General features: G+C 52.8%; 21 protein-coding genes and 1 tRNA gene. 1 reads left to right on the plus strand and 21 read right to left on the minus strand.

Annotation, left to right across the window (positions count from 1 at the left end):
- Positions 1–20: 20 nt before the first annotated feature.
- The 8 genes from K5L82_RS01165 to trmJ all read right to left on the minus strand — a co-directional run bounded on the left by K5L82_RS01165 (position 21) and on the right by trmJ (position 6,897).
- Complete coding sequence (locus K5L82_RS01165; protein ID WP_223132874.1) at positions 21–998, minus strand: RodZ domain-containing protein; 978 nt, start codon at positions 996–998, stop codon at positions 21–23.
- Positions 988–1,791 carry a type IV pilus biogenesis/stability protein PilW gene (gene pilW / locus K5L82_RS01170; RefSeq protein WP_223132875.1) on the minus strand — a complete coding sequence of 268 codons (804 nt, stop codon included), beginning with the start codon at positions 1,789–1,791 and terminating at the stop codon, positions 988–990. Before pilW ends, K5L82_RS01165 begins: the two co-directional genes overlap by 11 nt.
- Positions 1,792–1,829: 38 nt before the next feature.
- A complete protein-coding gene (rlmN, locus tag K5L82_RS01175; RefSeq protein ID WP_133005326.1) occupies positions 1,830–2,939 on the minus strand; it encodes a 23S rRNA (adenine(2503)-C(2))-methyltransferase RlmN in 1,110 nt (369 codons plus the stop codon).
- A gap of 62 nt (positions 2,940–3,001) precedes the next feature.
- A complete protein-coding gene (gene ndk, locus K5L82_RS01180) occupies positions 3,002–3,430 on the minus strand; it encodes a nucleoside-diphosphate kinase (RefSeq protein WP_133005325.1) in 429 nt (142 codons plus the stop codon).
- A 68-nt stretch (positions 3,431–3,498) separates the two neighbouring features.
- Positions 3,499–4,647 (minus strand): IscS subfamily cysteine desulfurase, encoded by a 1,149-nt coding sequence (locus K5L82_RS01185; protein WP_223132876.1) that lies wholly within the window; start codon positions 4,645–4,647, stop codon positions 3,499–3,501.
- A gap of 23 nt (positions 4,648–4,670) precedes the next feature.
- Positions 4,671–5,168 carry a Fe-S cluster assembly transcriptional regulator IscR gene (gene iscR, locus K5L82_RS01190; protein ID WP_133005323.1) on the minus strand — a complete coding sequence of 166 codons (498 nt, stop codon included), beginning with the start codon at positions 5,166–5,168 and terminating at the stop codon, positions 4,671–4,673.
- Positions 5,169–5,246: 78 nt separating this feature from the next.
- On the minus strand, positions 5,247–6,032 hold the full coding sequence (gene cysE / locus K5L82_RS01195; RefSeq protein ID WP_133005322.1) for a serine O-acetyltransferase: 786 nt from the start codon (positions 6,030–6,032) through the stop codon (positions 5,247–5,249).
- Positions 6,033–6,036: 4 nt separating this feature from the next.
- Entirely contained in the window at positions 6,037–6,897 is an 861-nt protein-coding gene (gene trmJ / locus K5L82_RS01200; protein ID WP_223132877.1) for a tRNA (cytosine(32)/uridine(32)-2'-O)-methyltransferase TrmJ, read from the minus strand.
- A 192-nt stretch (positions 6,898–7,089) separates the two neighbouring features.
- Between trmJ and K5L82_RS01205 the strand changes: the two genes are divergently transcribed.
- Positions 7,090–7,890, plus strand: a complete 801-nt coding sequence (locus tag K5L82_RS01205) for an inositol monophosphatase family protein (RefSeq protein ID WP_223132878.1) — start codon at positions 7,090–7,092, stop codon at positions 7,888–7,890.
- A gap of 86 nt (positions 7,891–7,976) precedes the next feature.
- Here K5L82_RS01205 and secF read toward each other — a convergent pair whose 3' ends face one another.
- The 13 genes from secF to K5L82_RS01270 all read right to left on the minus strand — a co-directional run bounded on the left by secF (position 7,977) and on the right by K5L82_RS01270 (position 21,440).
- Positions 7,977–8,930 carry a protein translocase subunit SecF gene (secF, locus tag K5L82_RS01210; RefSeq protein ID WP_223132879.1) on the minus strand — a complete coding sequence of 318 codons (954 nt, stop codon included), beginning with the start codon at positions 8,928–8,930 and terminating at the stop codon, positions 7,977–7,979.
- Positions 8,923–10,797: a protein translocase subunit SecD gene (gene secD / locus K5L82_RS01215; RefSeq protein WP_223132880.1), complete on the minus strand. Its 1,875-nt coding sequence runs from the start codon at positions 10,795–10,797 to the stop codon at positions 8,923–8,925. Before secD ends, secF begins: the two co-directional genes overlap by 8 nt.
- A gap of 87 nt (positions 10,798–10,884) precedes the next feature.
- Positions 10,885–11,247, minus strand: a complete 363-nt coding sequence (yajC, locus tag K5L82_RS01220; protein ID WP_133005317.1) for a preprotein translocase subunit YajC — start codon at positions 11,245–11,247, stop codon at positions 10,885–10,887.
- Positions 11,248–11,289: 42 nt separating this feature from the next.
- The gene (gene tgt, locus K5L82_RS01225) at positions 11,290–12,411 is read right to left on the minus strand and encodes a tRNA guanosine(34) transglycosylase Tgt (RefSeq protein ID WP_133007536.1); all 1,122 of its coding nucleotides are present in this window, start codon (positions 12,409–12,411) and stop codon (positions 11,290–11,292) included.
- Positions 12,412–12,425: 14 nt separating this feature from the next.
- A complete protein-coding gene (gene queA / locus K5L82_RS01230) occupies positions 12,426–13,526 on the minus strand; it encodes a tRNA preQ1(34) S-adenosylmethionine ribosyltransferase-isomerase QueA (protein ID WP_223132881.1) in 1,101 nt (366 codons plus the stop codon).
- Positions 13,527–13,566: 40 nt separating this feature from the next.
- Positions 13,567–13,653 (minus strand) — tRNA-Leu (locus tag K5L82_RS01235).
- Between the two features lie 82 nt (positions 13,654–13,735).
- Entirely contained in the window at positions 13,736–14,962 is a 1,227-nt protein-coding gene (flgL, locus tag K5L82_RS01240) for a flagellar hook-associated protein FlgL (RefSeq protein ID WP_223132882.1), read from the minus strand.
- Positions 14,963–14,978: 16 nt separating this feature from the next.
- On the minus strand, positions 14,979–17,012 hold the full coding sequence (gene flgK, locus K5L82_RS01245) for a flagellar hook-associated protein FlgK (RefSeq protein WP_223132883.1): 2,034 nt from the start codon (positions 17,010–17,012) through the stop codon (positions 14,979–14,981).
- Between the two features lie 6 nt (positions 17,013–17,018).
- Positions 17,019–18,011, minus strand: a complete 993-nt coding sequence (gene flgJ, locus K5L82_RS01250; RefSeq protein WP_223132884.1) for a flagellar assembly peptidoglycan hydrolase FlgJ — start codon at positions 18,009–18,011, stop codon at positions 17,019–17,021.
- A gap of 8 nt (positions 18,012–18,019) precedes the next feature.
- Positions 18,020–19,114 carry a flagellar basal body P-ring protein FlgI gene (locus K5L82_RS01255; protein WP_133005312.1) on the minus strand — a complete coding sequence of 365 codons (1,095 nt, stop codon included), beginning with the start codon at positions 19,112–19,114 and terminating at the stop codon, positions 18,020–18,022.
- Complete coding sequence (gene flgH / locus K5L82_RS01260) at positions 19,111–19,812, minus strand: flagellar basal body L-ring protein FlgH (protein ID WP_133005311.1); 702 nt, start codon at positions 19,810–19,812, stop codon at positions 19,111–19,113. Before flgH ends, K5L82_RS01255 begins: the two co-directional genes overlap by 4 nt.
- Positions 19,813–19,815: 3 nt before the next feature.
- Positions 19,816–20,604: a flagellar basal-body rod protein FlgG gene (gene flgG / locus K5L82_RS01265; RefSeq protein WP_223132885.1), complete on the minus strand. Its 789-nt coding sequence runs from the start codon at positions 20,602–20,604 to the stop codon at positions 19,816–19,818.
- 83 nt (positions 20,605–20,687) lie between these two features.
- Positions 20,688–21,440, minus strand: coding sequence for a flagellar basal body rod protein FlgF (locus K5L82_RS01270; RefSeq protein ID WP_223132886.1), 753 nt, complete (start codon positions 21,438–21,440; stop codon positions 20,688–20,690).
- Positions 21,441–21,444 lie beyond the last annotated feature (4 nt).

A 21,444-nucleotide genomic window follows, 5' to 3' on the forward strand; every position in this document is an offset into this window, starting at 1 on the left:
ACTATATCCGGACGTTTAATTCAGGGTTCGAGTGTGAACTCTGAGCGATTGTTCACGACGCGAAAGTCACCCATATCGACCGTTTCATCTTGAAACCGGATAACTTCCACTGCACTCATCGCGCCAACAACCACACTCAACGGTGGCGTGCCACGTACATCTAATTTATCACCCTGTCGGCGTAAACCACTAGCCAGGCGTTGGCCGGTGGCATCGGTAACTTTTAACCAGCAGTCGCCACTAAATGTCATTTCCAAACGACCAATAGCCGACTCCGCACTCGACTCATTCGCGTCGGGTGTCTGAAGTGGCGCATCCGAAGCTACCGGTCTATCAATGGATTCTGTGGCAACTGCCGGAACTTCCGATTCATCTAAATTACTTTGTGGCATGGCGAGTGGAGCATCGGCTTCTCTCAGCGGCTCTTCACCTTCAGAAGTATCAGTGACAGCAGGCTCCACTAAAGGAGCACTGGACGGTGAATCAATGCCCGGATCTGGCAACTCTTCGGCTACATCACCCCGGCTTTCTGTCACGGTTTCCGGAACCGGCGCGTTTCTATCATCATTAGCTGTTTGTTTTTGCGCTACGAAATATAAGGCGATAGACGCAACCACACCAATCAACAAAAGCCACAGAATGGTTTTGGCGATTCGCTGTTTCCGTTTTTTACGGCGTTCAATGTCAACCAAGGGGTTGGCTTGCAAGGCCTCTTCGCGCCTTTTACGAGCCGGAGCCAACTCCACATCAAGGTCGCGGATCACCGAGTCAGCATTCAAACCAACCTGCCGGGCGTAGGCTCTGACATAACCTTTCAGGAACAGTTCGGTATCAATTTTTTCGTAATCGCCGGCTTCGATGGCCTGAACAACCGAAGGACGCAAGTGTTGTTGCTCGGCAACCGCTGAAACGGACAAGCTTTTCGCTTCCCGTGCACGCTTTAACTGTTGGCCAACAGGCTCAGCAGGGGTGTAATTTTCCGGTTTTTCACTGACCATTCGAAACCAGCACCTTATATTGTTGGTATTCCTCAGACTCGGCGAACTCATTTTTCAGCAAAAGCGCCAAACTGGCCTCTTGATCACGATCCTGAAAATGTCGCGCAATACGAATACCTGTATACAAACTTTCGGCAGAATGCACCAATCTGGAAGTCTTCTGAATCATGACCTGAAGACGAGAGTAATAACGAGAAGCGGCCGAATAATCGCCCTGTTCAACCAACACCCGAGCCAGCGACAACAAGGTACGTGCTTCGCCGCGGCTCAACTCAACCGCCCTACGGTAGGCTTGCTCAGCCTTTTCTAAATTACCCAGTTTTTCATGGGTTAGACCTAAATTATAAAAAACCCCGCTACGGTCTTTGTAGGCGGTATCTTCAGATGCTTTTGCAAACTGCGCCAAGGCTTTGGCGTAATCGTCCTGACTGTAGAGGAAGGCGCCGTAGTACACTCTGCCGCGAGTATAATCACTGTCTGCAGAAACAGCCTTTTTGAAGCTCTGTTCGGAGAGTCTCTCATCGCCTTCAGCGTTATAGACCAAGCCCATAGCCGCTAATGCGGGTGCATAATCGTCTTCAATTTCCAGTGCGCGATCAAGATGGTGGCGAGCGCGCCCTAGATTACCTTGAGCAATGTATCTCGACGCCAGTTTTACGTAGTTCTCGAGCGCTTTTTCGCGGTCCGCTTCACGATTAAACCGGCTATCTGTAGTGGTTACACAACCTGAAACCAGCAAGCCAAAAACCAATAAGGAGAGAGTGGCCAGTTTTACGGCTGTGTTCTTAACCATCTACAAACACCTTTTGTTGTAAGTGAACACCCTCCAGATCAGGGGTTCACTTGTTGCACGGCAATATAGCGCTGACTACGTTTCGTCCGATCTTCAACCCGACCAACTAACTGGCCGCACGCTGCATCGATATCGTCCCCACGCGGCGTACGAACCGTCGTCACGTAACCGGCTTCGGTCAGCGCATTCTGGAAACGCCGCGTTGCATTCATGCTTGGGCGCTCAAAATCACTTTCCGGGAACGGATTAAACGGTATCAGGTTGATTTTGCATGGCAACCCTTTCAACACCACTGCTAGCTCTTTGGCATGTTCGAGCTTATCGTTAACGCCTTGAATCACCGTATACTCGATGGTCGCCTTACGCTTGTCCGGCAATCTTGCGAGGTAACGGCGTGTAGCGGCCAACAATTCCGAAATAGGATACTTTTTATTGAGCGGCACCAATTGGTTACGCAACTCATCATTGGGCGCGTGAAGCGAGATGGCCAGTGAAACATCGGTAACCTCACCCAAGCGATCCAATGCCGGGACCACACCGGACGTACTCAAGGTGACACGACGCTTGGAAATCCCGTAAGCGAGATCTTCCATCATCAAGTTCATGGCATCGACAACGTTGTCGAAATTGAGCAAAGGCTCGCCCATCCCCATCATGACAACGTTGGTAATCGGCCGACTACTGGGCTCATACGGCATGAATGCCTTTCGGGCCACCCACACCTGGCCAATGATTTCTGCGGCAGTAAGGTTACGGTTAAAACCCCGCTTACCCGTTGAACAGAAAGTACAATCAAGGCTACAGCCAATCTGAGACGACACGCACAAGGTGCCTCGCTCTCCATCTGGAATCAACACGGTCTCAACGTTGTTACCGTTGTCCATCCGCATGACCCACTTACGCGTACCGTCTTTCGAGGTTTCATCGTAAACCACCTCCGGTCCGCGTATTTCAGCGATTTCCTTGAGCTTCTCACGAAGCGCTACGCTCATATTGGTCATTTGATCGAAGTCATCAACGCCACGTTGATGAATCCACTGCAAGATCTGCTGCGCACGAAACTTCTTTTCGCCCAGCGTCTCGAAAAAGGCCTCCAGCTTCGCTTTTGGCAGTCCGAGAAGATTGGTTTTTTCAGCAGGGGCAGTCATGGCATAACCTCGATCAAATAATCAATTCAGGGGCGAAATTTGTCACCCCTGAACAGACAACTTTAGCCGCGCGGGCAAATTTCGTTGTCGTTGAAAAAATATGCCACTTCGCGCTCAGCAGAAGCTGCTGAGTCGGAACCGTGAACGGCGTTGGCATCGATAGAAGAAGCAAAGTCTGCACGGATAGTGCCGGCTTCAGCTTCTTTCGGGTTGGTAGCACCCATCAGTTCGCGGTTCTTCAAGATAGCGCCTTCGCCTTCCAGAGCCTGAACAACAACAGGGCCAGAAGTCATGAATGCAACCAGATCGTTGAAGAAAGGACGCTCTTTGTGCTCAGCGTAGAAACCTTCAGCTTGCTCCTGAGTCAGGTGCATCATTTTAGCTGCAACGATGTTAAGACCCGCTTTCTCGAAACGGCTGTAGATTTCGCCAATTACATTCTTGGCTACCGCGTCGGGCTTGATGATAGAGAGCGTGCGCTCGTTTGCCATGTTATTTCTCCAGTCTGGTTAGGGGTAAAAATCAGGGCGTAGATTATACGCAGTCAATGGGCCACTGCCTACCGCACCGTGCGAAGTCGGGTAACCACATCAACAATTTGTTTGCTCGCGCATTTGATTTCATCGCTCGTTGTGTAACGACCCAACGAAAATCTCAATGCCCGATGCGCAAGTTCGTCACTCAGACCAACACCGCGCAAAACAAAAGACGGATCAACTGAGGCTGATGCGCACGCGGAACCGGAAGACACCGCCATATTCCGCAATCCAAGCATGAGCGATTCCGCCTCAACACCCTCGAACGACAGATTCACAATACCCGGCACCCGGTGCTCTGAACTTCCGTTAAAGTGTACGCCTTGCAAAGACTCAAGACCTGACAAGAAGCTCTGGCGGAGGCTTTCCAGATCCGCCATTTCTTCTTCAAGCCTCTGCCCTGCCATCTCAAATGCCTTGCCCATGCCCACGATTTGATGGGTCGCAAGGGTGCCTGAGCGCATATTCCGCTCGTGGCCGCCGCCATGCATCTGCGCCTCGACACGAACGTCCGGGGAACGGCGAACATACAAAGCGCCTACGCCTTTCGGCCCGTAGACCTTATGAGCTGAAAGCGACAGCAAATCGACATTTAATTGGCTCACATCAACAAGCATCTTTCCAGCTGCCTGAGCGGCATCGACATGAAAACGGATTCCCCGCGCCCTCAACAGACTGCCGATAGCGGCAATGTCAGTGATGCAGCCCAGTTCGTTATTCACCAGCATCAGACTTACGAGAACAGTGTTCTCTTTTAACGCTTGTTCAACCATTTCGGGGGCAATGCGGCCGTCAGCCTGAGGTGTCAGCCAGGTAACTTCAACACCCTGTTGCTCCAACCACTTGCAGGTATCAACCACTGCTTTGTGTTCGATGATCGAGGTCACAACATGCGGATTATCACGAATCTCCACCGACCCTTTGATCGCCAGGTTGTCGGACTCAGTCGCGCCTGACGTCCAGACGATTTCTCTGGGGTCGGCGTGAATCAGGCCCGCCACTTGACGGCGAGCATTTTCGACAGCCGCCTCGGCCTGCCACCCGAAACCATGGGTTCGACTGGCAGGGTTTCCAAAAACACCATCAAGCGTGAGATGCTTCGCCATTAACTCAGCAACAACGGGGTCAACCGGCGTCGTCGCCGCATAGTCGAGATATACAGGCTTTTTCATAATTTAACGGGAGTACGCTGTTGTCAGGCCGAAGCCTGGTCTGTCAGTTGGCGGGTGTTGATCGTATCCGCATCGGCTTCTGACTGTTTACGGTTTTGCCGGTCAGCAACCAATTGAATTTCACGCTTGCGCATCAAGTCACCAAGACTGATATCACTCAGAAATTGGTGAATCTGATCACTCAAATCGGACCATAGATGGTGTGTCAGGCATTTTTCACCGTTTTGACAGTCACCTTTATTGCCACATCGTGTGGTATCCAGCGATTCGCTAACCGCATCCACCACTTCGGCAATAAACACCTCATCCGCGTGCCGGCTCAACCGATACCCTCCACCGGGCCCGCGGATGCTTACTACGAGATGGTGCCGACGCAAGCGGGAAAAAAGCTGTTCCAGGTAGGATAAGGAAATTTCCTGGCGCGATGAGATATCAGCCAGACTCACCGGCCTTTCACTGCTATGCAGTGCCAGATCCAGCATTGCTGTTACGGCATAGCGGCCTTTAGTGGTGAGCTTCATATTCTCAGCCCCGACGATGGGTTTGAATATTGGATTCCATCGCCGAGTATGAATTGACCTACTAAAACAGTCAAGTATTCAGGCTTTACTGTCACTCTCCGGCTCATCGCGCACACAATCAAAATCCTCTTCATCCAATTGCGGCAAATCCCCGTTCTGGTAATCACTGTTTACTTTGCGAAGCGCCTTGCACATAACCTCTAACCGCTCATCTACGGCGTGCATATGGTCAAGCAAAGCCCGAACGGAACGGGCAACTGGATCTGGCATTTCTTCGGTCACACCGTAAGCGTCAAAGCCCATGCGTTCTTCCATCACTTTACGACGAGGATTCTCATCGTCCTCCGCCTTACGCTTAACAATAACCCGCCCGGGAATACCCACAACCGTTGCACCAGCAGGAACCGCCTTGGTTACTACCGAATTAGAGCCGACCTTAGCGCCAGCACCCACCTCGAACGGCCCAAGAATCTTCGCACCCGCGCCAACCACTACCCCATCACCGATGGTAGGATGCCGCTTGCCCTTATTCCAGCTGGTGCCACCGAGCGTAACGCCTTGATAAAGCGTGACATCATCACCAATAATCGTAGTCTCACCGATCACAACCCCCATACCGTGGTCGATAAAGAAGCGACGACCGATGGTTGCTCCCGGGTGAATTTCAATGCCCGTAAACCAACGGGCCAGAGTCGAAATCGTGCGCGCCAACCACTTCAGCCCCAAACCCCAGATCCAATGTGCCAAGCGATGCAACAACAGCGCGTGCAGCCCCGGATAGTTGGTTAGCACTTCAAACGTATTGCGTGCCGCAGGGTCGCGATGAAAAACACTATTTACATCTTCCCTCAAACGTTCAAGCATAACTCTACTCCTGGCCTTTGTTTTGGGAGTCTTCGACATTACCCGCGCTCTGCCCTTTGCTGCCATGGATGCCTGCCGCTTTCTGTATCGAGGAAAGAACACCACGAAGAATATTCACTTCCATTTGATCCATGCGAGCTCGCTGGAAAAGCCGACGCATGCGCGCAATCAGATGGCGCGGATTATCACGGCGATGGAAATTTACGTCCACGAGCGTTTGCTCGAAATGCCCGAAAAAGCCTTCTACTTCCCCGGCCGTCGCGGGGGGCGAATCCCAACCTTCATCGCCTGGAGCAACCATGGGCTGAAGGTAAGGGCGAGACTCACCCTCTTCAAGGCTTTTCAGGTAAAACATTCTCAGCTCATAGCTAATAACCTGAACTGCCATCGCCAGATTCAAAGAGCTGTAGTCAGGGTTGGAAGGAATATGTATGTGGTAATGGCAACGCTGCAGCTCTTCGTTAGACAAGCCATGATTTTCGCGTCCAAAAACCAGAGCTACTTTGCCACTTTCCGACTGCTGAACCGCAGTTGCGGCTGCATCAGGCGGCGGAATCACCGGCCAAGGCACCTTGCGACCTCGCGCACTTGTTCCCATCACCATCACGCAATCTGCAACCGCTTCATCCAGCGACGAAACCACTTGCGCTCGATCAAGCACATCGCTTGCACCCGCTGATCGAGCATAGGAAGTTTCGTCCGGAAACGATGCCGGGCTCACCAGCCACAGGTTACCAAGCCCCATATTTTTCATAGCTCGCGCTACGGCCCCGATGTTTCCGGAGTGGGAGGTTTCTACCAGGACAATGCGGATTTGGTCATTGAAAGAATCATTACTTTCCGGCGACAGCGCGGGTTCATGCATGGTATCTGGGCCTGTTACTCATCAATATTTTTAAAAAAGAGGCGAATCATACCAGAAACCCGAAAAGAACGGTTCTCAGAATATCCCGAAACCCTAGGGCATGCGTGCATTTGCTGAGGCAAAAAGCATACAAGCACCTTGAGTTTTTGCTATGATGGCGACCCTTCACACATTCGGATAATGAACTCTCAGATGCAACCAGCAATTAAAATGGCCCTGCGCGTTGCCCGCCAGGGGTCTGACTATCTCAAGGCCCATTTCGAGCGTCAGGAACCCAACGGCAAAGACGAAGCCGACCGTTACCTGCAGCTGGAACGGGTAGAGCAATCTATCTACGACAACTTCACCGAACAGTTGGCGAAAGCGTATAAAGATCACACCATTGCACCAATGGGTGAAGCTGATGCCAACGGCAGCGAAAGAAGCTGGCACATATTTCCAATTCTCGGCCGGGATAACTTTGTTCGCGGCATACCCGAGTTCGCTCTAGCCCTGTCGCAGAAGAAGAATAACCGCACCGAAAATCTTCTGGTTGTTAACCCGGTTACCGGCGAAGAATATTCAGCAAGCCGTGGTCACGGCGCAGCACTGAATAGCCGTCGGGTTCGCGCTTCAGACATCAAGATGCCTGCCAAGTCTGCGCTGGCCACCAATCTTCTGGATCAAAGCCGGCAAGGCGATGACCCAATGATCTGGGGTGAAATGGCCGCAACCCTGGCTCGCGATACAGCGATATTCCGCACTTCAGGCTGTGTCGTGCTCGATATCGCCCGCGTCTCAGCTGGCCTACTGGATGCCGCGATTATTTTCCGGCCATCCGCTGCCGACCTCGACTTGGGCGTAACCTTGGCCATGGAATCCGGCGCTTTGACCGGCGATTTCTCCGGCAATCCTTCGGCCGGCTCAGCGCGTCAGCTGATTGTAGCCAACCCAAAACTGTTCCGGGAAATTCTCAAAGTGTTGAACCCGTTCCGCGGACGACTACCTCGCTAATTTTTCTCCCGAACATAAAAAAACCGCCATCATTTCTGATTGGCGGTTTTTTTATGTTCCGACGTCAGACGTCGGCGCAGGCCACATCACATGCGGTTCAACCACTCAGGCGGCTGCTCTTCTTCCGCTTCATCTCCGCCACCCTCTTTCGCAGGCACAACGAGATCTTCACGGCTTACACCCATCACCATCAACATGTTTGCAGACACGTAGATGGATGAGTAGGTACCGACAACTACACCAATGATCAATGCCAGCGCAAAGTTGTTAATCGCTTCACCGCCCAAGAAATACAGCGCGATGAGAACAACCAACGTTGTGCCAGATGTATTGATCGTACGGGAGATCGTCTCATGGATAGACTGGTTGATCACATCCCAAGACTCCCCCACTCGCAACTTGCGGAAGTTCTCACGAATACGGTCCGCAACAACAATCGTGTCGTTTAGCGAGTAACCGATAACCGCCAAAATAGCCGCGAGAACGGTAAGGTCGAAGGTCCACTGGAACAGGGCGAACATACCCAGAACGATCAGCACATCGTGCGCCAATGGAATAACCGATGCGATACCGAACTTAAACTGAAAGCGCATGCCAACATAGATCAGCACAACCGCCAGGGCGATCAGAAGCCCAAGACCACTATCTTCTTTCAGCTCTTCCCCAACCTGGGAGCCGACGAACTCAGAACTGATCAGTTCAAGATTATCGCCAGAGGCCGAAAGCGCAGTCGTGACTTCAGCAGCCAACTCATCATTGCCGGCTTCCGCCATCCGGATCAAAACGGTGGTATCTGCACCAAAGTTCTGAACCGAGAACTGCTCATATCCGGCTTCAGCAAGCTGATTCCGAATAGTGTCCAAGCTTGGCGCCTCAGCATATTCATACTCAACAGAGGTTCCGCCCGTAAAGTCCATACCCCAATTCAGGCCGCGAACCCCAAGCAACACGATGGAACCGATAACCAACACCAGCGAAAACACTGAAGCGGCCTTTCGAAGCCCCATAAAATCAAACGGTTGTTTCTTCATATCAGACATTGGCGAGCTTACCCCCGATCGATAGCTTCTCGACCCTTCGGCCGCCGTATACCAGATTGACGATACCTCGGCTTACCATCAAACCACTGAACATAGAGGTAAGTATGCCGATACACAGAGTGACCGCAAACCCCTTCACCGGACCGGAACCCATCGCAAAGAGGATCACTGCAACCAGCAGAGTCGTGATGTTGGCATCAAAAATCGATACAAAGGCACGCCCGTAACCCGCGTTAATAGCCAATTGAGGCGGCACCCCCGCCCTCAACTCCTCTTTGATCCGCTCAAAGATAAGCACGTTGGCATCAACGGCCATACCCACCGTCAGAACAATACCGGCGATACCCGGCAAGGTTAGGGTAGCGGACAGTATCGACATGCACGCCACAAGCAACATCAAGTTTAAGGTCAAAGAAATATTGGCGATTACGCCAAAGCCACGGTAGTACACCAGCATATAAAGAAGCACCAAGCCAAAACCCAGCACAACAGACATTACACCGGCATCGATGTTCTTCTGTCCGAGGCTTGGCCCGATAGTGCGCTCTTGCACAAAGTACATCGGCGCAGCTAACGCACCTGCTCGCAACAGCAACGATAACTCAGCCGCTTCGGGAATCGAATCCAAACCGGTAATGCGGAAACTGCTACCAAGCGCTGACTGCACCGTTGCGAGACTGATCAGACCTTTTTCGACGACGCGCTTTTCAACCTGCTTCAGCTCTCCGTCAACTTCTCGGCTTTCGGTTTCAGTACGGAACTCAATAAACAAAACAGCCATACGACGACCGATATTGTTGCGAGTCGCCCGATTCATCAAATCACCACCCACGGAGTCCATGGTGATATTGACCTGAGGTTGACCATTTTCGTCAAACGCCTGCTGTGCGTTTGCCACATTATTACCCGTGGCAATCACATCACGCTGCAACCGCGCGGTGCGCTGAGGAGTATCACGGAAGCTGAACTGTTCGGTTTCCGATGACGACGCGTCTTGGCGAGCCTCCATACGGAATTCAAGGTTTGCCGTAGCGCCCAGAACCCGCTTAGCTTGTGCAGTATCCTGAACGCCGGGCAATTCAACAATAATGCGATCCGAACCTTGGCGCTGCACCAAAGGCTCAGCCACACCTAGTTCGTTCACCCGGTTCCGGATGGTGGTAAGGTTCTGCTCCAGAGCGTACTCTTTAATGCCCTGTATTTCCGCATCCGACAAAGTCAACGTCAGAAGAAACTCCCCGCCTTCGGAGCTTTCGTCTAACAAAAACTCATTGTACTGATCACGAACCAGCGAAAAGGCTTCTGCGCGCGTGTCCGAATCCCGGAAGCTCAGAACAATGTCACGACTGTTTCGAATATCACCACCACGGTAGCGAATCCTCTCCTCACGCATATCCTGTTTGATCTGCCCTGACAGCGCTTCCAGTCGCTGGGTCACTGCAGTGTCCATATCGACTTCCAACAGGAAGTGAACACCGCCCCGAAGATCAAGACCCAACTTCATGGGACCAGCCCCCAAACTACGCAACCAACCCGGTGTTGATGGTGCCATGTTCAGCGCGACCAGGTAATCATTTCCCAGTGCTGCTTGCACCGCTGGGCGCGCACGCAACTGAGCATCAGAACTGTTCAGGCGTATCAGAGCATCGCGCTCTTCAACAGTACTGGATTTCACTTCGATACCCTGACTTTCGAGTGCGCTTAAAGCACGGTCAAGGATGCGCTGATCGACCTCAGTGCTACCTCGTGAGCCAGTGATCTGGACGGCGTAATCGTCGGGGAAGAAGTTCGGTAAGGCGTATATGAATCCAACGACCAGAGCAAACACGATCACCAGATTTTTCCAGAGAGGATACTTATTTAGCATGGGATCCCTTTGGGCCGGCTAAGCTGCCAGCCTTGGTGTTTCAGCCAAAATGATTCGGCCGGCGCTTTGCACCGGCCTGAAATCGGCTCAGATATCCTTGAGCGTGCCCTTCGGCAGAGCACCGGCAACAGCAACTTTCTGAATCTTGATCTCGATGTTTTCAGCAACTTCCAGAACGATGAAATCGTCGAAAACCTTGGTGATACGGCCAACCATGCCACCAGACGTTACCACTTCGTCGCCCTTGTTCAGGCTGGACATCAGGTTCTTGTGCTCTTTCGCGCGCTTGGACTGCGGACGCCAGATCAAGAAGTAGAAAATCAGAATGAAGCCTGCGAAAAAGATAACCTGGCCCATAACACCCATGGACTGACCTTCAGCGCCTTGAGCCATGGCCAGGGTCGGCAGAAGAGACAGCAGGCCAGCGATTAGCAGTTTGATTGATTTCATTCAGTTTCTCCGTTTAAAGACTGTTCTTTTAGTCAAAGTTGATCACTCATCACCCAACGACGGCACAGTTTCACCGCGTAAGGCGTAGAATTCGCTTACAAAGTCGGACAATGTACCTGCTTCAATGGCACCACGCAATCCGCTCATCAGGTTCTGGTAAAAACGCAGATTGTGGATGGTGTTTAACTGGGAACCAAGCATTTCCCCACATTTATCCAAATGATGCAGATAGCTTTTCGAAAAGTTTTTGCAGGTATAACAATCGCAGCGCTCATCCAACGGTCCAGCATCATGACGGTTCTTTGCGTTTCGAATTTTTACGATGCCGACTGACGTAAACAAATACCCATTGCGAGCATTACGAGTTGGCATCACGCAGTCGAACATATCAACGCCACGACGTACCGCTTCCACGATATCTTCCGGGCGCCCCACCCCCATAAGATACCGGGGCTTGTCTTCCGGCATCTTTGGCGGCAGATGATCCAGAATCCGTATCATATCCTCTTTTGGCTCACCCACAGACAGGCCGCCAATGGCGTAGCCATCGAAACCAATGTTCGCCAAACCTTCGAGAGACTGGTCGCGCAGGGATTCGTACATACCACCCTGAACAATACCAAACAATGCGGATGGATTGCCTTCATGGGCTTTCTTGCTACGAGCTGCCCAGCGCAACGAAAGCTCCATAGAGTCCTTCGCCTGCTTTTCAGTCGCCGGGTACGGGGTACACTCATCGAAAATCATCACGATGTCTGAACCCAAATCGCGCTGCACCTGCATTGCAATTTCCGGATTGAGCTCGACCTTGGCACCATCGACTGGCGAGCGGAAGGTCACACCATGCTCAGTGATCTTGCGCATTTCACCCAGACTAAAAACCTGAAATCCACCGGAATCCGTGAGAATCGGGCCGTGCCACTGGGTGAAATCATGCAGGTCGCCATGCGCCTTTACCACTTCGGTACCGGGACGCAGCATCAAGTGGAACGTGTTCCCAAGAATGATCTCTGCGCCAATCTCTTCGATGTCACGAGGCAACATACCTTTAACAGTGCCGTATGTACCCACTGGCATGAATGCCGGGGTTTCTACGGTGCCGCGAGGGAAAGTCAGGCGTCCACGACGGGCTTTACCGTCTTCACCCAACTTCTCGAAAGACATAAAACAGGATTCACTCACAAATTTTCTCCACTGAAATCAGAGCTGGCGGAATCGGTTTGACTCGAGCTCGCCAGCCTACCACGGCTTGGTTCCCTGGCTGTCAGGAACATGGCATCTCCGTAGCTGAAAAATCGATACGCCTGATCTACCGCTTCACGATAGGCATTCATAATATTGTCGTACCCGGCAAACGCACTGACCAACATGATCAAGGTCGATTCCGGCAGGTGAAAGTTAGTCACCATGGCATCGATGGTATTAAACCGATAACCCGGGAAAATGAATATATCCGTCTCTCCCCGGAAAGTACTCAGTTGCCCGGACTGGCTGGCAGATTCCAGCGAACGCACGGATGTGGTGCCTACTGCCACGACTCGCCCACCCCTTGCCCGCGTTTGGCGAACCGCCTCAACTGTTTCTTCCGGCACATGCGCGACTTCACTGTGCATCACGTGCTCTTCGATCTTGTCGACACGTACCGGCTGGAAAGTGCCCGCACCAACGTGCAAGGTTACATAGGCGAATTCGACGCCTTTGGCCTTCAGCGTTTCGAGCAGCGCGTCATCAAAGTGCAATCCGGCCGTAGGGGCTGCTACCGCTCCAGCTTCTTGGGCGTAAACGGTCTGATAACGCTCGCGATCAGACAGGTTGTCTTCACGTTCCATATAAGGAGGAAGCGGCATGTGGCCGATACGCTCCAACAAATCGAGAATCGGCTCATCACCCTCATTCACAAACCGGAACAAGGCGTCTTCACGACCAATCATGGTCAACGAGGAGCCGTCTTCAAGGATAACCTTTTGCCCTTCTTTCAGAGCCTTGGAGGCTCGTGCATGGGCAAGAATCTCCCGCTCACCCACCAGCCTTTCAACAAGAACTTCAACACGGCCGCCGGTTTCTTTTTGACCGAACAGGCGCGCTGGAATAACACGGGTGTTGTTAAAAACGAGAAGGTCACCGGGCTCGAGTAATTCCGGAAGATTCGTAAACTGGAGATGCTGCGTGTGACCGGAAACCCCATCAAGGGTCAGCAAACGAGAGGCACTGCGTTGTTTGAGCGGATAACGAGCGATCAACTCGTCCGGCAAGTCAAAATGAAAATCGGAGACGTTCATGGGCCGGCTATTTGAGATGCCGTAGGATACGGCCAATAAGTGGTAGCGGCGGGCGGACTCGAACCGCCACTCCCGTTAAGGAAACGGATTTTGAATCCGTCGTGTCTACCAATTTCACCACGCCGCCATCAAGAAGTGGTGGGAATTATACTGAGACTGAGTCTGAAAGCAACACGCAAAGTAAAAAAATTTCCCACTGCCTCAAACAATTACAATCGATCAAATAATGACAGCTGCGAGATCTGTGCAAACGATTGCTGAGCGGCCTGCAACACAAAGCTTTGGAAGCTCAGATTACTGATTGCTTCGGCATAATCAACATCTTGCAGCTGCGACCGAATCTCTTTGGTGTAGAGGGCGGAATCTTCCAAAAACGCACTGGTTGATTCCACTGCATTCATGCGCCCCCCCAGTTCAGTTTGTTTCTGAAGTATGGATTCCTGGCCGTTGTCCAGATTGGCTAAGGATTCTGATATCAGGGCATCGTATTCCGCGTTGCCCTTTGGCGAATCCTTCGAGATGCTATCCAGACCGGTTATGAGATTTTCGATGGTGCCGAAGATGGACTGTTTGTCGTTGATGCCGATTGTGAACGAATCGCCTGTCCCTGCAACTGGATCATACGCAGCATCATTGACCGTCATCTGTATTCCGGCCACCTCAAATGGATCACCAACCACAGGGTTCGGAGGTGTAGTTGCCATCGGGTTGCCATCTTTATCCTCCACTGACACAGCATCCGAAGCGCCTACCCTTACCGTCAGGTCATCCGGCAACGAAGGTTGAAACGCAGCTTTAAGTGCACTTTCATTGGTAAGCGACAAACCCGAAACGAATCCGTTGGCCGATGTCGCCTCCTTCATCGAGACTGCAGCGGGAACATTGCCAAAAATCCCCTTTCCGTGATCGCTGATCGGTACAGTCACACCATCATCTATTTCCAGAACACGCTGCCCTTCATCCCCGTTGTAGGTCCAGGCGCCATCTTCTTTAACGAAAGCCGGCGCGCTCCCCTGAAAGCCGCTGAAGATATACTCACCCGAGGCGTCTCGAGTATTAGCCACATCAGCCAATTGCCCAAGCCGCTCTTTGAGTTCAGACGAAATCGACTTGCGATCATTAGCAGACAGTGACCCATTACCGGCTTGTACCGTCAACTCCCTTACTCGCTGAATGATGTCGATGGCACTGCTCAGCGCACTGTCTTCCTGTTTCAGCCGGTTATCCGCCAAATCGGCGTTACGCTGATAGGTTTCAACGCGACTCAGGTTCTGATCGAGTTTAAGAATACGCGCGGCCGCTACCGGGTCGTCTGAGGGCTGGTTGACCTTCTTACCCGTGGAGATCTGCTGCTGCGTTTTAACCAGATCGCTATTAATATCTTGCATCCGGTTGATACCACCGGAGAAGATTTGCTGTGATGAAATACGCACCATTTTACCTTACCCCACCTTACCGGAAGCTTTGCAGCAACGTGTTAAACAACTCCTGCGCCACCGACATAACTTGCGCCGACGCGTTGTAAGCTGCCTGATACTGAATCAGCTTACCTGCCTCTTCATCCAGATTTACTCCGGAAACAGATTCCCGTTGATTATTGGATTGCTCCAACAGGGTTTGCCCTGCGGCCTTGTCAAGCTGGCTCTGGCGGGTTTTGACGCCCACGTCTTCCACCAACCCCGCGTAACCTTCGGCAAAGTTCTGGCTACCGCCGTTCAAGGTGTTGGCTGTGCCTAAAGCCGCCAGCAATTCGGCGTTTCGATTATCGGAAACGCCGTTTTTATTGAAGTCGATGACAAACTCATCGCCCTCTGCAGGCTCGCCAGTCATTTCAAATTGATAGCCTTGGTAGAGGGCGCCGTCTGAAGGGTTATCACTGAAGAATGTGTTTACCTTTTTCGGATCGTAGCTTCCCGTTTCCAGCACGTTGTTGGTGCGATCCGTGATGGTGTAGCTATACGTTTCGTTGGTTGAATCGTATGCTCCGAATTCAATGTTTATCGGGCCGTTAGCCAACTCGCCGCGAGTCTGAAATCCAGGCAACAACGCATTGGTGTTCGGGTTGCGGACATCAAGCATTTTACCTTGAGAAATACTTGCTGTTCCGAGATTTTCCTCCGCCGCACTCGCCCGAATCGGACTAGCAAACGCAAGATCCTCTTCGCGACGAACGTTCAAAGCAATATTCGCTGCCGCGTTTCGGCTGGGCTGAATCAGATACTCATCTCCCGGATTGAAATCACCGCCTTCAATTCGAACGTTGAAGCCCGGCATGCTGATTTCCGACTGAACCGGGTCTGGCAAGCGCCCTTGGCGCGCCACCTCGCCTGTCGAGGCATCGACCAACTGATAGCTTTTACCGTCACCACTAAACTTCAATGACCAAGTACCCGCCGCCAACAAACTGCTGTCAGTTATCTCGACGGCCAGCTGAGCGTTTTGAGGCTCGGCGTTGTTGCCGTTCGCAATCACTCGGCTGCGCTGAAACTCAACGCTGTTTATATCGCTGAAGAAGTTGCCGCCCAAATCACCTTCCAGATCCATACCAATTTCATGCTGGTGGTTAATAGCGGAAGAAATCCCAATCGCCAACCGCCCAAGCTCATCAAACGCCGGGCGCAAAGCTTCTCGCTCGAAGCCGCGCAAGCCGCCTAACGTCCCACCCTGAATCTGGTCATCAACCTGCAACAGTCGCCCACCGCTGGTAAGCGTGAATTCCAGCTGAGTTGGGTCCTGCGCACTGGTTCTCGTCCCCAATTGGGCTGCATCGGACCCGGTAACCAGCGATTGCCCGTTAGCCAGCGACACGTTTACCTGGCTGCCATCCGCATGGGTTACTCGGATACCGACCAGAGCCGACAGCTCCCGAAGGTTTTCGTCTCGTTTATCCATTAACTCAAGCGGCATTTTGCCCTGAGCAATACCTGGTGATTCGGAAATCGCCAGGTTCAGTTCGGCAATATTTTTAATCAGCGTGTTGGCATCTTTTACGCCCTGCTGCATTTGCGTCTTCACGGACTCCCGCTGCTGGATGAACTGTTCGTTCAGCGCCTGGAATCGGTTCACCACTTGCTGGGCTTCGCTTAGCACCAGCTGGCGCTGCGGCAAAGACGTTGGGTCTTCCGCGGCATTTTGCAGGGAGGCAAAGAAGTTGTTCAGCGCATTGCTGAGACCGGTGCTTTCACCGCCAAGCAGGTTGTCCAGCTGGGTAAGCTCGGCATTAAGGGCGTTTTGCTCCCCAAACAACGTGCTGTCTTCTCGCAACTGCTGCGTGAGGTATTCGTTTGCCAAACGGCGAATGTTCTCGATCGACACGCCAGTGCCAACGGTGCCAGCCCCCGTGCGATTGCCCTCTTGAGTCGCAAACTGGACTTCTTGGCGACTGTAGCCCGGAGTATTGGCGTTGGTGATGTTATTGGCTGTGGTATTAAGGGCACTCTGGTGACTGAGCACACCCGACAAACCTATCCCGATTAATCCTGCCATGACCTGTTACTCCTTTGTCCCGCCGTTGCCCATGGACAACGTCATCAGGGAATCACGATTCATAATCCGGCGAATCTTGGAACCGTATTCCGGGTCGGTGGCGTACCCTGCTTGCTGCAGTTTTTCTGCAAAAACTTCAGGCTCGCCTGCTGAAGAAAGCACTTCTTTGTAACGCGGATTGCTTTGAAGGAACTCCACATAGTCACGGAAGCTACCCTCGTAATCCGGATAAGCCCGAAAGTCTGCACGCTCCTTCATCGCAACACCGTCACGAAACTCGGTGGTTGTAATCGTGACGGCATCGCCATTCCAACGGCTGTCAGCCTTAATGCCAAAAAGGTTGAAGCTCGGCTCGTCACCATCACCTTCAATCATGTGCTTGCCCCAGCCCGTTTCCAGTGCGGCTTGGGCCACCATCAAACGCGGATCAATGCCACTCTCTCGGCCAATTCGTTGCGCAAAGGGCATCAATTCGCTGACAAAATGTTCAGGGCTTTCAAAGGTGGCAGGCAAGTTAGTATTAGGGCTCAATTCGAAAACATCACTGGGCAAAGCCTGCGTCACTTCTTCAACCGCTTTCATGCGTTCCGGCAAGGCAGGAGAAATAGCTGGCAAAGTACGGTCATAATCCGCCAGGGCGGCCTTGTGACCCGCCAGTTTTTCTCCGGTCGATGCAACGCCAGGAATGCTCTCCCCCAACTGCCGAACCAGCGCCTCCGCCAAACCGGTTCCGGAACCGCTGGCCATGCTCAAACTGATCTGGCTATCAAACATATCCCGATAGAATTCGCTTTCATTACTGTTCAGGTAATTGCCTTCGGCGAACACCTCACCGGCTTTACGCATGGACTTCAGCATTTCCGACAGGAACAGGCTTTCAAACTGCTTAGCCACCTCTTCAAGCGCTGCTTTCTTATCACTACGGGCCTGGGTTTTCAGTGCATTAAGGCCACTGAAGTCCGTGTATACCTGAGCTTGTTGAACGCGATGATCCTGCATGACGACCCCTAGATCACAATCAGCTCGGCTCGCAACGCGCCAGCCTGTTTGAGAGCTTCCAGTACAGCCATCACGTCACCGGGTGCTGCCCCCACCTGATTGACCGCCTGAACGATCTCATTCAGCGTGGTTGCCGGGCCAAACTGGAACATTCGTGCGGGGTCTTCGGTGATCGCAATTTGAGTGTTGGCCTGCACTTCAGTGTCGCCACCCGCAAACGGGTTAGGCTGAACCACTTCAGGATTTTCCTGAATAGTGACCGTCAAGTTGCCGTGGGTGATAGCCGCCGGACTCACTTTCACGTTCTGACCTACCACAATGGTGCCGGTACGACTGTTAATCACGACTTTGGCAGACTCTTCCGCTGGGTCGACTTCTATGTTTTCGATAATCGACAAAAAGCTCACTCGCTGGGACGGATCCCTAGGTGCTCTAACTGATATCGATGTCGGATCGTGGGCATAAGCCATGTCCGGACCTAAGCGGCTGTTGATAGCTTCAACCACCCGACGAGCCGTGGTGAAATCCGCGCGCAACAGGTTAAAGGTAATGGTATCGCCGCGATTGAACGGCGAAGTCACTTCCCGCTCAATGGTTGCACCGTTAGGAATGCGGCCCACGCTCGGCACGTTCACGGTAATTCGCGAACCATCTTGCCCCTGAGCGCCAAAGCCGCCCACCACCAAGCTGCCTTGAGCCATGGCATATACCTGGCCATCAGCGCCTTTCAACGGGGCCATCAACAAGGTGCCACCACGTAAGCTATCCGCGTTACCGATTGAGGACACGGTGATGTCCAACTCCTGTCCGGGTTTCGCGAAGGCCGGCAGTGTGGCGCTCACCGTGACTGCCGCAACGTTTGCAAGCTTGGGATTAACGCCATCAGGAAGCGTGATGCCGAACTGGTTCATCATGTTCCGGAAAGTCTGATTGGTAAACGGCGCTTTATCGCCGGTGCCGCTGAGCCCTACCACCAAGCCATAGCCAATCAGTTGGTTATTTCGAACCCCTTTAACTTTCGCTAGGTCCTTCAGACGATCCGCTGCAACCGGCGAGGCCATCACCGCCAGCATCGTAAAGAGCACACAAAATTTGCGGATCATAGCGGCCACCACTCACTGTTAAAGAAGCGGGCCAGCCAGCCCATTTGATTAGCTTGGTCAAAGTCGCCGGTGCCACCATACGCAAACCGGGCATCGGCGATTCGATTGGATGCCACCGTGTTGTCCGGTGCAATGTCCTGCGGGCGCACCATACCGGTCAGGCGGATATACTCATCGCCATTAGTCAGGGAGAGCCACTTCTCACCGCGAATGCGCAACACGCCGTTCGGCAACACTTCCGTTACCGTCACGGTGATGCTTCCGGCCAAGCTATTGCTTTGGTCTGCCTCGGCGGCGCCTTGAAAATCCCGCTCAAGATTGGCTGAAGCATTCAGGCCAATGTTGTTCTTACCGAAGAGATTTGGCTCCGGCAGGCCCAGCTCCTGATCTTTGGTGATCGTGGTTTCGGCATTTTTGCTGGCGCGAGTGGACTCTTCCAACAAGACCGTCAACACATCTCCAACGTTCAATGCTTTCGTATCACCATAAATATTGTAGTTTCGGGAAACCTGATAGATAGAACCGGAATCCGGATCACGCTGCATCATCGCCTGGGCTCGCACCGGCGCATAGGCCGGATCGTCTGGCATTGCACGGGGCCGGGTCATGGCCGTGCAGCCTTGCAGAATGATCAGGCCTCCCACCAATGCCAGTGTGGCCGCGCGCTTGGCTGTCCAGGTTCGATGTATGCGTTTCATGACTTACCCGATATTGTTGGTAATGAACTGAAGCATCTGGTCTGTGGTGGAAACCACCTTGGAATTCATCTCGTAAGCCCGCTGAGTGGTGATCATGTTGACTAACTCTTCCACCACTTCCACGTTCGAAGACTCAACGGTGCCCTGCTCAATGGTGCCAATTCCCGCCAGCCCCGGCTCCCCTTCCTGAGGATCGCCACTGGCATTAGTTTCCTTGAACAAGTTGTTGCCAATCGCCTGTAAACCCTGCGGGTTTATAAAGTTCACCAACGTAATCTGGCCGAGGTTGACTGGTGCCGCTTGATCGTCCGTAACCGCAGTAACTGTGCCATCGCGACCGATGGTCACATTGGTGGTGTCTTCCGGTATGTTGATGTTTGGCTCCAGCGGGTAACCGTCTGGGGTCACCACATCGCCATCGGAATTCAATTGGAACTGGCCATCTCGGGTATAAGCTACCTGCCCATCGGGCATAGCTATCTGAAAGAATCCGCGACCGTTAACCGCCATATCCAGCGGCTGTTCAGTAATCTGTAAATTACCTTGACTGAACTGTTTTGCCGTACCGACCACCCGCACACCGGTACCCAGTTGCAGGCCGGAAGGAAGCTCGGTGTTCTCGGTACTCATACCGCCGGGCTGGCGATTAATCTGATACAACAGATCCTGAAACACCGCACGATCTCGTTTGAAACCGGTGGTGTTCACGTTCGCCAGGTTGTTGGAAATGGTCGACAGGTTGGTGTCCTGTGCGCTTAACCCGGTTTTACTGACCCATAGTGCTGGATGCATGTTGCTACTCCTTACCTTGCCGGCTGCCGAGGCGGCCATTGTTTGCCGCTTAATGCCGGCCGGTGATGCTTAATTCAGCGTTATCAGAGGTTCTGCAACAGCCGTGCCGTTGCCTCGGAATTCTCGTTCGCAGTGGACATAACCTTCACTTGCATCTCGTATTGGCGAGACAACTGCAGGTTGGAAATCATCTCTTCCACGGCATTGACGTTGGAGCTCTCCAAAAATCCAGTGGCCACGCGCATGTTTGCGTCGGCAGGCTCAACCCCGCCAATGGCCTGATCAGGCTTTCGACGGATAAATCCGTCCAAACCCTTTTCCAAAGCATCGGCGGGTGGGTTCACCAATTTAAGACGATCAACTTCCACCAGCTGATCCGGCGGGCCACCCACGGGCACAACAGATACGGTGCCGTCAGCCCCGATCAACAAATCATCAAAGGGCGGCAACGCGACCGGGCCTCCGTTACCCAGCACCAATTCCCCGCTGGGCATGCGAACCAAACCGTTTACATCGACTTGCAAGCTGCCACTGCGGGTGAACACTTCTTCGCCTTGATTGTTCTGAACCGCCAGCCAACCGTCGCCTTCAACCGCGACATCGAGTTTTCGGCCAGTATCCATTAAAGCGCCAGCGGAAAGATCGGTACCCGGGCGTTCCGTCATGGCATAGGCGCGGGTGGGATGATGCTCTCCAAAAACCGGCATGCTGCGGGCCTGAGCAAAATCCTTCTTGAACCCCGTGGTGTTCACGTTGGCGAGGTTATTAGCGTGGGCACGCTGGGCTAGCATGTTCTGCTTGGCGCCAGACATTCCAATATAGAGGGCTTTGTCCATGGGC

Source organism: Marinobacter sp. AL4B (genome assembly GCF_019916045.1).
Taxonomy (GTDB): Bacteria; Pseudomonadota; Gammaproteobacteria; order Pseudomonadales; family Oleiphilaceae; genus Marinobacter.